This window comes from Pseudomonas sp. LBUM1676 (assembly GCF_059695605.1).
Map to the genome: position 1 here is coordinate 6725940 of NZ_CP166777.1, position 12965 is coordinate 6738904.

Sequence of the window (12965 nt, forward strand, 5' to 3'; positions counted from 1 at the left end):
AAGCCCATCCCTGGTGATGGGCTTTTTTATGGACCAGGCAGGGGCAAATATCGCGACACAGTCCATCGGATGAAAATTGATCGGTGTTATTCCAGAATCCCCCCACGCCATCCATGACGGATGACGGGAGCGCATTCGCTCATTCCCACCTATCGCAAGGAAGCAATACATGAGCATTGATCTGCAACAACATCTGGACACCGCAAAACAGTACATCGGCAAGCAATACTCCGAGGAGCTGCGTGCAGAACTCGCCAACAAGACCGGCCTGGCGGTACGAGCGCGAGGCGACGGCTACATCATGACCAGAGACTACAATCCTGCCCGCATCAATCTGCTGGTTGCCAACGAAATCATCACCCATGCCACCATGGGCAATTGATTCCGCCCTGCGCCATGCACTCATTGGCCCTGGAACGGACTGATGTGGACAGGCGCACATAGCAATACGAAACACCCGATGTATTGCGTCGGGCGTTTCGCATGGCAAGTATCAGCCTACTGACCGATGCCAACAAAATCATCGTCAGCATTCAGTGCGGCTAAAAAACCGGCAGTTTTTTGCGCTGAACAAAAAAGGCCCGTATCGCGAGATACGGGCCTTTTTTGTAAGAGAGCAAAAATCAATTACTTGATTTTGCCTTCCTTGTAGATCACGTGCTTGCGAACAACCGGATCAAATTTCTTGATCTCGATTTTGTCCGGGGTAGTACGCTTGTTCTTGTCGGTAGTGTAGAAATGACCAGTACCGGCGCTCGAAATCAAACGAATCAATTCACGCATGATTAGCTCCCTTAGATCTTGCCAGCGGCGCGGATTTCGGCCAGCACGACAGTGATGCCACGCTTGTCGATAATACGCATGCCTTTGGCAGATACGCGCAGACGCACAAAACGTTTCTCTTCTTCAACCCAGAAGCGGTGATGCTGCAGGTTCGGCAGGAAACGACGACGGGTTTTGTTGTTTGCGTGGGAAATGTTATTCCCAGTCACCGGACCCTTACCGGTAACTTGACAGACTCTCGACATGCCTCAGCCCTCTAAAACCACATGCCCAACCCGGCATGGGTTGGCCGCTTAATCTCTCAGTCATTTGGCGCCAGGCGCCGCGTTTCTTTAAGGGTCTTACCGGCTACACCTACAAACGAAGGAACCGGGCCCCTAGAAAAGAGCGCTGCTTTATACCAGAAAGACTGAAGAGCAACAACATTCAGTGTGCGCCGAGTTGATAAAAACCCCTTTTTTCGGGCTCCGAGCGCCTAGGACAAAGGCTATCGTCGATAGCGACCGCTCGTCGCAGAAAATCGACCGGGCTACCAATCCAGGTTTTTGCCAACCGCCGCACGCGTAAATCAATCGCCTATAGTCCCCCTAAAATGAAAAAGGGGATAGTCATTTACAAAAGAGCCCACTAGGGTAAGCCTTTTCCAGACTGCACTTGCAGATGGGCCTTCGATCTGTAAAGGAATCCGACCATGCGCCTCGCTGCCCTACCGCTGTTGCTTGCCCCGCTTCTGCTGGCCCCACAGGCTATGGCAGCGGCCTTGAGTGTCTGCACCGAGGCCAGCCCCGAAGGCTTCGACGTGGTGCAATACAACTCGCTGACCACCACCAACGCCTCGGCCGACGTGCTGATGAACCGCCTGGTGGATTTCGATACGACCAGCGGCAAAGTGATCGCCGGCCTCGCGGACAGCTGGGAAGTCACCCCCGACGGCCTGACCTATGTCTTCAAGCTGCATCCGAAGGTGAAGTTCCACCGTACCGACTATTTCAGCCCCACTCGCGACCTGACGGCCGAAGACGTGAAGTTCAGCTTCGACCGCATGCTCGACCCTGCAAACCCATGGCACAAAGTGGCCCAGAGCGGCTTCCCGCATGCTCAGTCGATGCAGTTGCCAGCATTGATCAAGAAGATCGACGCGCTGGACCCGCTGACGGTGCGCTTCACCCTCGACCATCCCGACTCGACCTTCCTGCCAACCCTGAGCATGGGCTTCGCTTCGATCTACTCTGCCGAATACGCCGACAAACTGATGAAGGCCGGCACCCCGGAGAAGCTCAATAACCAGCCGATCGGCACCGGCCCTTTCATCTTCACGCGTTTTCAGAAAGATGCCTCGATCCGTTACAAGGCCAACGCAGATTACTTCCGTGGCAAGCCTTCGGTGGACCCGCTGATCTTCGCCATTACCCCGGATGCCAACGTGCGCCTGCAGAAGTTGCGCCGCAATGAGTGCCAGATCGCCCTGTCGCCCAAGCCCCTGGACGTACAGGCAGCGTTAAAAGAGCCGACGCTGAAAGTCGAAAAGACCGACGCCTTCATGACGGCGTTCGTCGGCATCAACAGCCAGCATCCGCCGCTGGACAAACCTGAAGTGCGCCAGGCGATCAACCTTGCATTCGACAAGGCCAACTACGTCAAAGCCGTGTTCGAAGACACCGCCGAGCCTGCCGCCGGCCCGTACCCACCCAACACCTGGAGCTACGCCAAAGGCTTGCCGGGCTATCCGTACGACGTCGAGAAGGCCAAGGCTCTGATGGCCAAGGCCGGGCTCAATGATGGTTTCAAGACCACCATCTGGACCCGCCCTTCCGGCAGCCTGCTGAACCCGAACCCGAGCCTCAGCGCGCAAATGCTGCAGTCCGACCTCGCGCAAATCGGCATTCAGGCCGAGATCCGGGTGATCGAATGGGGCGAGCTGATTCGCCGTGCCAAGGCTGGCGAACACGACCTGCTGTTCATGGGCTGGGCCGGTGACAACGGGGACCCGGACAACTTCCTCACGCCACAGTTTTCCTGCGCTGCGGTCAAGTCGGGCACCAACTTCGCCCGCTACTGCAACCAGGATCTGGACAAGTTGATCAGTGCCGGCAAGACCACCGGCGAGCAAGGTGTGCGCACCAAGCTCTACGAACAGGCCCAGGCGCAGATCCAGCAGCAGGCGCTTTGGCTGCCGCTGGCCCACCCGACCGCCTTCGCGCTGACGCGCAAGGATGTCGAGGGGTACTCGGTGAGCCCGTTTGGTCGCCAGGACTACTCCAAGGTCAACCTCAAATAATCCGCCCGATACAAAACCTGTGGGAGCGAGCCTGCTCGCGAAAGCATTCTGTCAGTAGACATTGATATCGACTGACACTACGCCTTCGCGAGCAGGCTCGCTCCCACAGGGACTTGCTCAGCTCCACCGCCCTCCTCACATCCACCCATACTCGGCCATGGACAGCGGCTCGCCATCACCGATGATGAAATGGTCAAGCACCCGCACATCGATCAGCTCAAGCGCCTCTTGCAGGCGCTTGGTGAGCGTGCGATCCGCCTGGCTGGGGTTGGTATTGCCGGATGGATGGTTGTGGCACAGGATCAACGCTGCGGCGTTGTGGGCCAGGGCCCGCTTGACGACCTGCCTGGGATGAACGCTTGTGCTGTCGATCGATCCGCGAAACAACGCCTCGAAGGCCAGCACTTGATGCCTGGAATCCAGAAACAGACAGCCAAACACTTCGTGAGGCTCGTGGCGCAGCATCGACTTCAGGTAATCACGGACCGCCTGCGGATTTTCCAGTGCCGATTTTTGCCGCGCACGTTCAGCCAAATGCCGCCGGCCCATTTCCTGTGCCGCCTGCAGCTGAGCGAATTTTGCCGGCCCGAGCCCCAACTGCCTGCTGAACGCTGTCTGATCAGCTTCGAGTAACGAGCGCAGGCTGCCAAACTGGTTCAACAAATGTCGCGCCAGGTCCACCGCGCTTTTGCCGGACACGCCAGTGCGTAAAAAAATGGCCAGCAGTTCGGCATCCGAAAGACTCGCAGCCCCCAGTTGAAGCAATCTCTCCCGCGGCCGCTCGGTCGCCGGCCAATCACGAATACTCATAGCACCTCCCTGGTATGTGGGCGCCGCTGCTCCGTAGCGGTCGCTGTGATATCGTAGCCCATCTTTTTGCGGGCGATTTCATCCCTGGGGAGGGGGTATCGCCCTGCAGTCATCAACGAAATGAAAGGCAGACCTATGCAGCGGCTGTATCGGAAACGCATCGTTCTGGGCGTCGGCGGCGGCATTGCTGCCTACAAGAGTGCCGACCTGGTTCGCCGCTTGATGGACCAGGGCGCCGAAGTGCGCGTGGTCATGACCCGTGGCGGCAGCGAGTTCATCACACCGCTGACCATGCAGGCCCTCTCCGGGCACCCGGTCCACCTCGATTTGCTGGACCCTGCGGCCGAAGCTGCCATGGGCCACATCGAACTGGCCAAATGGGCCGACCTGGTGCTGATCGCCCCCGCCACCGCGGACCTGATCGCCCGCCTGGCCCAAGGGATTGCCGACGATCTGCTGACCACGCTGGTGCTGGCCACCGACGCCGTGGTCGCAGTTGCACCGGCGATGAACCAGGCCATGTGGCGCGATCCGGCGACCCAGGCCAACCTGCAGACCCTCGAAAACCGCGACCTCAAAGTCTTCGGCCCAGCCTCTGGCAGCCAGGCCTGCGGCGACGTCGGCCTTGGTCGCATGCTGGAAGCCACCGACCTCGCCCAATGCGCGGCGGATTGCTTCCAGCGCCAGGCACTGACCGGCAAACACGTGCTGATCACTGCCGGCCCGACCCAGGAGAACATCGACCCGGTGCGCTACATCACCAACCACAGCTCCGGTAAAATGGGCTTTGCCCTGGCCGAAGCCGCGGTAGAAGCCGGCGCCCGTGTGACCCTGATCACCGGCCCGGTGCACCTGCCAACGCCGGATCGCGTCACCCGCATCGACGTGGTCAGCGCCCGGGACATGCTCGCCGCTTGCGAGGCGGCGATCCCCTGCGATCTGTTTATCGCCTCGGCAGCCGTCGCAGATTACCGCCCCGAAGTCGTCGCCCCACAGAAACTCAAGAAAGATCCTACGAACGGCGACGGCTTGTTGCTACAGATGGTGCGCAACCCGGACATCCTGGCCACCATCGCCACCCGCCCCGACCGTCCGTTCAGTGTCGGTTTCGCCGCCGAAACCGAACACCTGCTCGATTACGCTGCGCGCAAGTTGAAAGACAAAAACCTCGATTTGATCGTCGCAAACGACGTGGCCAATCCGAGCATTGGCTTCAACAGCGAAGAAAACGCCTGCAGCGTGATCGACCGTGAACTGCACGCCACACTTTTCGCCCAGACCAGCAAGAGCAAGATTGCCCGCCAGCTGATCACCTTTATCGCCGAACGTCTGACCCAGGTTTAATTTACATGCACGCTTTGCAAGCCAAGATCCTCGACCCTCGCATCGGTACCGATTTCCCGCTGCCGCAATACGCCACGCCAGGCTCCGCCGGCCTCGACCTGCGCGCCATGCTGGAACAAGACACCGTCATCAAGCCCGGCGAAACCCTGCTGATTCCTACCGGCCTGTCGGTGTACATCGGCGATCCGGGTCTGGCGGCACTGATTCTGCCGCGCTCCGGCCTGGGCCATAAGCACGGCATCGTGCTGGGCAACCTGGTCGGTCTGATCGACTCCGATTACCAGGGCCCGCTGATGGTGTCGTGCTGGAACCGTGGCCAGACCGATTTCAACATGGTTGTCGGCGAACGCCTGGCTCAGCTGGTGCTGGTGCCGGTGGTTCAAGCGCACTTCGAGATGGTCGATGAGTTCGTCGAAACCCAGCGCGGTACCGGCGGTTTTGGTCATTCCGGTAGCCACTGATCCGAAAGATGGCACCCCTTGTGGCGAGGGAGCTTGCTCGCGCTGACTGCGAAGCGGCCCGATTCTGTGAATGCTGCTCACGCAAGCGATAGCAAGCTCCCTTGCCACAATTTGCACAAAGTTCATCTGAAAGGTCTACGGCTCAAAATCAAGGCATTGGCCGGTGATTTCCTCGCAAATGCAGGTGGCATGGCCTTTACACACCACGAACTCTCTGCCGAAAACACCGTCATACCCTTCAGTTTGAGCCAGCTGGCGAGTTTTTCGCCGGCAGGTCCAGCCACTTTAGAGATGGAGCATTTCCAGTAATGAGCACCCCAGCACAAGTCGCACCCAAGTTCCCCGACAGCATCTTCCGCGCCTACGACATTCGCGGCACCGTCCCGGAATTCTTGAACGCTGAAACAGCTTATTGGCTTGGTCGCGCCATCGGTTCCCAGAGCCTGGCCCAGGGCGAACCCAACGTTTCGGTTGGCCGCGACGGGCGCCTGTCCGGCCCGGAGCTGGTTGAACAACTGATCAAGGGCCTGGCCGACAGCGGCTGCCACGTCAGCGACGTCGGCCTGGTGCCAACGCCTGCGCTGTATTACGCCGCCAACGTACTGGCCGGCAAATCCGGTGTCATGCTCACCGGCAGCCACAACCCGTCGAACTACAACGGGTTCAAGATCGTCATCGCGGGCGACACCCTGGCCAACGAACAGATCCAGGCCCTGCACGAACGCCTCAAGACCAACAATCTGAGCAGCGGCAAGGGCAGCATCACCCAGGTCGAAATCCTCGATCGCTACAACACCGAAATCGTCCAGGACATCAAACTGGCTCGCCGCCTCAAAGTCGTGGTCGACTGCGGCAACGGCGCCGCCGGCGTGATCGCCCCGCAATTGATCGAAGCGCTGAACTGCGAAGTCATCCCGCTGTTCTGCGAAGTCGACGGCAACTTCCCGAACCACCACCCGGATCCGGGCAAGCCGGAAAACCTGGTCGACCTGATCGCCAAGGTCAAGGAAACCAACGCTGACCTGGGCCTGGCCTTCGACGGCGACGGCGACCGCGTCGGCGTGGTGACCAACACCGGCAGCATCGTCTACCCGGACCGCCTGCTGATGCTGTTCGCCCGTGACGTACTGGCGCGCAACGCTGACGCGGAAATCATCTTCGACGTCAAATGCACCCGCCGCCTGACGCCATTGATCAAGGAATACGGCGGTCGTCCGCTAATGTGGAAGACCGGTCACTCGTTGATCAAAAAGAAAATGAAACAAACCGGCGCCCTGTTGGCCGGCGAAATGAGCGGGCACATCTTCTTCAAGGAGCGCTGGTTCGGTTTTGACGACGGCATTTACAGCGCTGCGCGCCTACTGGAGATCCTCAGCAAAGAGAAATCCACCGCGGAAGAGCTGTTTGCGACCTTCCCGAACGATATTTCTACGCCTGAAATCAATATCCATGTGACCGAAGAGAGCAAATTCAGCATCATTGATGCATTGCACGACGCGAAGTGGGGCGAAGGCGCCGACCTGACCACCATTGACGGCGTGCGAGTCGACTACGCCAAAGGCTGGGGCCTGGTGCGCGCGTCCAACACCACACCGGTGCTGGTGCTGCGCTTCGAGGCTGATGACGAGGCGGAATTGCAGCGCATCAAGGACGTGTTCAAAGTCCAGTTGAAGCGTGTTGCACCTGATCTCCAACTACCGTTTTGATTTATTGAAGCGCCTTTTTATCGAAGTGCCGGAGCCCTGAATGACCCTCGAACGCGAAGCCGCCGCCAACACCGCCAAGGTCCTGTCCGAAGCGTTGCCTTACATTCGCCGCTATGTCGGCAAGACGCTGGTGATCAAATACGGCGGCAACGCGATGGAAAGCGAGGAGCTGAAAACCGGCTTCGCCCGCGACATCGTGCTGATGAAAGCTGTCGGCATCAACCCGGTGGTGGTTCACGGCGGCGGCCCGCAAATCGGCGACCTGCTCAAGCGCTTGTCGATCGAGAGCCACTTCATCGATGGCATGCGCGTCACTGACGCGCAGACCATGGACGTGGTGGAAATGGTCCTCGGTGGCCAGGTCAACAAGGATATCGTCAACCTGATCAACCGCCATGGCGGCAGCGCCATCGGCCTGACCGGTAAAGACGCCGAGCTGATTCGTGCGAAAAAACTCACCGTGACCCGCCAGACGCCAGAGATGACCCAGCCGGAAATCATCGACATCGGCCAGGTGGGTGAAGTGGTGGGGATCAACACCGACCTGCTGAACCTGCTGGTCAAAGGCGACTTCATCCCGGTGATCGCGCCGATCGGCGTCGGCGCCAACGGCGAGTCGTACAACATCAACGCCGATTTGGTGGCCGGTAAAGTCGCCGAAGCGCTGAAAGCCGAGAAGCTGATGTTGCTGACCAACATCGCCGGCCTGATGGATAAGTCGGGCACGGTCCTGACCGGCCTCACCACCCAGCAAGTCGACGATCTGATCGCCGACGGCACCATCTACGGCGGCATGCTGCCGAAGATCCGTTGCGCACTGGAAGCGGTACAAGGTGGCGTGGGCAGCTCGTTGATCATCGATGGCCGGGTGCCTAATGCGATTCTGCTGGAGATCTTCACCGATACCGGTGTGGGTACGTTGATCAGCAATCGCAAGCGTCACTAAGCAATACGTACAAAAAGACCCCGCTCAGCCTGGCTGAGCGGGGTCTTTTTTTGCCTGCGATCCCTGTGGCAACCCACTTTTTGTGGCGAGGGAGCTTGCTCCCGCTTGAGTGCGCAGCGCTCACAAAATCCTTGGGTCTGCTACGCAGCCCAGCGGGAGCAAGCTCCCTCGCCATACAAGCTCGCTCCCACAGGGGGATTGGGTCAGACGCCGAATTGGGCGCGGTAGGCTTCAACAGCCGGCAAATGCTGCTTGAGCTGCGGATCGTCCGCCAGGAACTCCAGCACCTGGTTCAGCGAAACGATGCTAATCACCGGAATGCCGAAGTCACGCTCCACTTCCTGGATCGCCGACAACTCGCCGTTGCCACGCTCCTGGCGGTTCAGCGCGATCAGCACACCGGCCGCCTTGGCACCGTCCTGGGACGCGATGATCTGCATCACTTCGCGGATGGCGGTGCCAGCGGTGATCACGTCGTCGATGATCAGCACGTCGCCGGTCAAGGGTGCGCCTACCAGGCTGCCGCCTTCGCCGTGGGCCTTGGCTTCCTTGCGGTTGAAGCACCATGGCAAATCACGTTCATGGTGTTCGGCCAGGGCCACAGCGGTGGTTGCCGCCAAAGGGATGCCTTTGTAGGCCGGACCGAACAGAACGTCGAAGGGAATGCCGCTCTCGACGATGGCTGCCGCGTAGAAACGACCCAGCTGCGCCAGGGCCGAACCCGAGTTGAAAAGCCCGGCATTAAAGAAGTAAGGACTGGTGCGCCCGGACTTCAGGGTGAACTCGCCGAAGCGCAAAACGCCGCGATCGATGGCAAAACGAATGAAATCGCGCTGATACGCTTGCATGAAAAAAACCCCAAATACCACGGATTTAGCTAATTAGGTTGACGCCGTGTATCATACACGCACGCGATTTTTGGGGCCATTTATGCGGATCATCAGTGTGAACGTCAATGGTATTCAGGCTGCAGTGGAGCGAGGGTTGCTCAGTTGGCTGCAAGCACAGAATGCCGACGTCATCTGCCTGCAGGACACCCGCGCCTCCGCCTTTGAACTGGACGATCCAGCCTTCCAACTGGATGGCTACTTCCTTTATGCCTGCGAAGCCGAAGTTCCCGCCCAAGGTGGCGTGGCTTTGTATTCGCGGTTGCAACCGAAGGCAGTCATCAGCGGTCTCGGCTTCGAGACGGCCGACCGCTACGGGCGCTACCTGCAAGCCGATTTCGACAAGGTCAGCATCGCGACCTTACTGCTCCCTTCGGGGCAGAACGGCGATGAAGACTTGAACCAGAAGTTCAAGCTAATGGACGACTTCGCCCGTTATCTGGATAAACAGCGACGCAAACGTCGCGAGTACATTTATTGTGGCTCGCTGTACGTGGCGCAACAGAAGCTGGATATCAAGAACTGGCGCGACAGCCAGCAATCCCCGGGCTTCCTGGCACCTGAACGTGCCTGGATGGACGAGATTGTCGGCAACATGGGCTATGTCGATGCCCTGCGCGAAGTCAGCCGTGAAGGTGACCAGTACAGCTGGTGGCCGGACAACGAACAGGCGGAAATGCTCAACCTCGGTTGGCGTTTCGACTACCAGTTGCTGACCCCGGGCCTGCGCCGCTTCGTACGTAGCGCACGCCTGCCACGCCAGCCACGGTTCTCGCAGCATGCGCCGCTGATCGTGGACTACGACTGGACGCTGACCATTTAAGCGTCGTTTCGCAGCTAAAAGCGACATTGCCCAGACTGAAGAAAATGCCCGTATCGCGAGATACGGGCATTTTTTATTTATGCAAGCTCAGCGACCTGAACTTCAAGCAGCGGCGAAAAACGGCAGCGCAAGGTACAACTTGATCACGATGACGTTAATGATGTCGATGAAGAAAGCCCCCACCATTGGCACCACCAGGAACGCTATCTGCGAAGGCCCGTAACGCTGTGTCACTGCTTGCATGTTAGCGATGGCCGTTGGCGTGGCACCTAGTCCAAAACCGCAGTGTCCGGCCGCCAGTACTGCCGCATCATAGTTACTGCCCATTACTCTGAACGTCACGAAAATCGCAAACAGCGCCATGACCAAGGTTTGCGCAGCCAGAATGATTAAAAACGGCAACGCCAGTGCCGCCAGATCCCACAGCTTGAGCGACATCAGGGCGATCGCCAGAAACAGCGACAAGCTGACATTTCCCAGCACCGAAACTTCACGCTCAAACACCTGATACAGGCCAAGTGCTGAAAGTCCGTTGCGTAAAAGTACACCCACAAACAAGACGCAAACGAACGTCGGCAACTCAAACGCGGTCTCGTGGAGCAGACTATTCAGCAGGGAGCCTGCCAATAGGCTGACGGCAATCAGAGCGAGTGTCTCGATGAACGAAAATGGCGTGATCGAGCGCTCTTTGTTCGGCTGCTCAAAGCCCTTTGGCAGCCGTGGCTTTTCGTGCTCGCAACCGGGTGTCTGCACACGCTTGATGAGCAGGCGAGCGACCGGACCACCAATCAAGCCGCCCAGCACCAGGCCAAAGGTCGCAGAGGCCATCGCAAGCTCAGAGGCGGACGCCAGACCGTACTTCTCACTGAACGTCGTCCCCCACGCAGCGCCTGTACCGTGCCCGCCCGCCAGGGTAATCGAGCCTGTCAGCAGGCCCATCAACGGATCGAGCCCCAACGCCTTCGCGAGCCCGATGCCCATGGCATTCTGGACCACCAACAGCCCGATGACCGCCAGTAGAAAAATCCCCACTACGCGTCCGCCTTTCTTCAGGCTGGCGAAGTCTGCGCTCAAGCCAATGGTGGCAAAAAACGCCAACATCAAGGGTGTCTGCAGTGAAGTATCAAATCGAACTTCAATATCAAGCGCTCGCATGGCCAGGAGAACCAGGGCAACTACCAGGCCGCCTGCTACAGGCTCGGGGATATTGTAAACGCGTAAAAAACCGACACGTGCGACAAGTCCGCGCCCCAGCAAAAGTACTAAAGAGGCGGCCACAAGTGTTCCGTAAAAATCGAGCTGAAGCATTGGGATATTCTTGGATATACATTCAGAGGCGAACTTTTTACCCGGACACGCCTCTTGAACAGGTTGATGGGTATCAACACTGATTGGTTTTAGATTCAGGGACCGTCTATGGTCTGAAAGGATCGAAATATTTTCTGATAAATATTACTTAGTACAACTTTATCAATCGCCGAGCGTCATTGCCAAGCACATAGACGGTGCTGAAGCTGTGCAGTTGTGACTAAAAGTGTAATCCACCGTCGCACACAACTGGAGAGGCTCATCTAATTTCAAAAAAGCAAATGCCCCGACTAGTCGGGGCATTTGCTTTAAGCCGCGGGTAACTGTGTTGATCTTTATTTGATCAACCGCCAGGTGAAGGGATACCGATAAGGCACCCCTTCATTGGCCTTCACGCCACCAATGATCGTCAGCACCAGCGCACCGATCGCCACCAGACCGATCAGGAAGAACCCGATGACCACCACCATCAGCAAGATGGAAATGGCCGAGGCAATCGCGACGGTAATCTGAAAGTTCAGGGCCTCCTTGCCCTGCGCATCAACAAACGGGTCCATCTCACGCTTGATCTGCCAGAGAATCAGCGGGCCGATCAGCGTACCGAAAGGAATCCAGATCCCCAGCAAGGCGGACAGGTGACAAAACATCGCCCATTGCCGCACCTCTTTGCTCGGCGTGGGAAGTAGCTGTTGCTCGTCACTCATAACGTCCTCCTTGCCTGGAGCGGGTTCGATCAGTCGGCCAGTGCAGCCTTTTGCAGTTCGAAGATTTCGTTCATGCCTTTCTTCGCCAGCTCCAGCATGGCGTTCAGTTCTTCAGGCTGGAATGGTGCACCTTCGGCGGTGCCCTGGACTTCGATGAAGCCGCCAGTGCTGGTCATTACCACGTTCAGGTCAGTCTCGGCAGCCGAGTCTTCCAGGTAGTCGAGGTCGAGCACAGGCTCGCCCTGGTACATGCCAACGGAAACGGCAGCGATCATTTGCTTGAGCGGGTCGCCACCTTTCAGGCCGCCGCGCTTCTTGATCACTTTCAAGGCGTCGACCAGCGCAACCATGGCACCGGTGATGGACGCGGTGCGGGTGCCGCCGTCGGCCTGGATCACGTCGCAGTCGACGTACAGGGTGACGTCGCCCAGCTTGGACATGTCCAGCGAAGCGCGCAGGGAACGACCGATCAGGCGCTGGATTTCCAGGGTGCGGCCGCCTTGCTTGCCGCGGCTCGCTTCACGCTGGTTACGCTCGCCGGTGGCGCGCGGCAGCATGCCGTACTCGGCAGTCAACCAGCCCTGCCCCTGACCCTTGAGGAACCGTGGCACGCCGTTCTCGACGCTGACGGTGCAGATGACTTTGGTATCACCGAACTCGACCAGTACAGATCCCTCGGCGTGTTTGGTGTAGTTGCGGGTAATGCGGATCGAGCGGAGCTGATCGGCAGCGCGACCACTTGGACGTTTCATAGGGAATACCTGTACGGGGACGGAAAACTGCCGAACATTATAGAGCCGTGGGCCGCGCCTGGGCACTTCTAAAAAATCCAGCCGACGACTGAAGGCCCGCAATAGAGCATAGCCGACGGCCTGCAGCTCTTTGTGACACTGTGTGTTTGGGCCCATTCCCCCC

14 protein-coding genes and 1 pseudogene are annotated in these 12965 nt (G+C 58.5%); 8 read left to right on the forward strand and 7 right to left on the reverse strand.

Going from position 1 to position 12965, the window contains the following annotated elements:
• Positions 1-169: 169 nt before the first annotated feature.
• Complete coding sequence (locus tag ACA041_RS31165) at positions 170-382, forward strand: hypothetical protein (protein ID WP_497439243.1); 213 nt, start codon at positions 170-172, stop codon at positions 380-382.
• Positions 383-627: 245 nt separating this feature from the next.
• Here the strand turns inward: ACA041_RS31165 and rpmG are convergent, their stop codons facing one another.
• Together rpmG and rpmB are read right to left on the reverse strand one after the other, a co-directional pair.
• Positions 628-783, reverse strand: a complete 156-nt coding sequence (gene rpmG / locus ACA041_RS31170; protein ID WP_007894709.1) for a 50S ribosomal protein L33 — start codon at positions 781-783, stop codon at positions 628-630.
• Between the two features lie 11 nt (positions 784-794).
• Positions 795-1028, reverse strand: coding sequence for a 50S ribosomal protein L28 (rpmB, locus tag ACA041_RS31175; RefSeq protein ID WP_003176907.1), 234 nt, complete (start codon positions 1026-1028; stop codon positions 795-797).
• 446 nt (positions 1029-1474) lie between these two features.
• Between rpmB and ACA041_RS31180 the strand changes: the two genes are divergently transcribed.
• On the forward strand, positions 1475-3061 hold the full coding sequence (locus tag ACA041_RS31180) for an ABC transporter substrate-binding protein (RefSeq protein ID WP_497439244.1): 1587 nt from the start codon (positions 1475-1477) through the stop codon (positions 3059-3061).
• Between the two features lie 135 nt (positions 3062-3196).
• On the opposite strand, the gene radC is transcribed toward ACA041_RS31180, so the two are convergent.
• Positions 3197-3871 carry a RadC family protein gene (gene radC, locus ACA041_RS31185; RefSeq protein ID WP_497439245.1) on the reverse strand — a complete coding sequence of 225 codons (675 nt, stop codon included), beginning with the start codon at positions 3869-3871 and terminating at the stop codon, positions 3197-3199.
• A 135-nt stretch (positions 3872-4006) separates the two neighbouring features.
• On the opposite strand from radC, the gene coaBC reads away from it, so the two are divergent.
• From coaBC to argB, 5 genes and pseudogenes are all read left to right on the forward strand, one after another.
• Positions 4007-5215: a bifunctional phosphopantothenoylcysteine decarboxylase/phosphopantothenate--cysteine ligase CoaBC gene (gene coaBC / locus ACA041_RS31190; protein ID WP_497442204.1), complete on the forward strand. Its 1209-nt coding sequence runs from the start codon at positions 4007-4009 to the stop codon at positions 5213-5215.
• A 5-nt stretch (positions 5216-5220) separates the two neighbouring features.
• Complete coding sequence (gene dut, locus ACA041_RS31195) at positions 5221-5676, forward strand: dUTP diphosphatase (RefSeq protein ID WP_497439246.1); 456 nt, start codon at positions 5221-5223, stop codon at positions 5674-5676.
• A 33-nt stretch (positions 5677-5709) separates the two neighbouring features.
• The gene (locus ACA041_RS31200) at positions 5710-5985 is read left to right on the forward strand and encodes a hypothetical protein (RefSeq protein WP_497439247.1); all 276 of its coding nucleotides are present in this window, start codon (positions 5710-5712) and stop codon (positions 5983-5985) included.
• Positions 5979-7382: pseudogene (locus tag ACA041_RS31205) on the forward strand (phosphomannomutase/phosphoglucomutase); the annotation flags it as partial. The gene ACA041_RS31200 and the pseudogene ACA041_RS31205, both read left to right, overlap by 7 nt.
• Positions 7383-7422: 40 nt before the next feature.
• Positions 7423-8328, forward strand: a complete 906-nt coding sequence (gene argB / locus ACA041_RS31210) for an acetylglutamate kinase (RefSeq protein ID WP_008007602.1) — start codon at positions 7423-7425, stop codon at positions 8326-8328.
• Between the two features lie 203 nt (positions 8329-8531).
• On the opposite strand, the gene pyrE is transcribed toward argB, so the two are convergent.
• The gene (pyrE, locus tag ACA041_RS31215) at positions 8532-9176 is read right to left on the reverse strand and encodes an orotate phosphoribosyltransferase (protein WP_253433763.1); all 645 of its coding nucleotides are present in this window, start codon (positions 9174-9176) and stop codon (positions 8532-8534) included.
• Between the two features lie 82 nt (positions 9177-9258).
• Between pyrE and crc the strand changes: the two genes are divergently transcribed.
• Positions 9259-10038 (forward strand): catabolite repression control protein Crc, encoded by a 780-nt coding sequence (gene crc, locus ACA041_RS31220; RefSeq protein ID WP_007934608.1) that lies wholly within the window; start codon positions 9259-9261, stop codon positions 10036-10038.
• A gap of 102 nt (positions 10039-10140) precedes the next feature.
• Here crc and gltS read toward each other — a convergent pair whose 3' ends face one another.
• The 3 genes from gltS to rph all read right to left on the reverse strand — a co-directional run bounded on the left by gltS (position 10141) and on the right by rph (position 12802).
• On the reverse strand, positions 10141-11346 hold the full coding sequence (gene gltS, locus ACA041_RS31225; protein ID WP_497439248.1) for a sodium/glutamate symporter: 1206 nt from the start codon (positions 11344-11346) through the stop codon (positions 10141-10143).
• Between the two features lie 335 nt (positions 11347-11681).
• A complete protein-coding gene (locus tag ACA041_RS31230; RefSeq protein ID WP_307334689.1) occupies positions 11682-12050 on the reverse strand; it encodes a DUF4870 domain-containing protein in 369 nt (122 codons plus the stop codon).
• 29 nt (positions 12051-12079) lie between these two features.
• Entirely contained in the window at positions 12080-12802 is a 723-nt protein-coding gene (rph, locus tag ACA041_RS31235; RefSeq protein ID WP_059403877.1) for a ribonuclease PH, read from the reverse strand.
• Between the last annotated feature and the right edge of the window lie 163 nt (positions 12803-12965).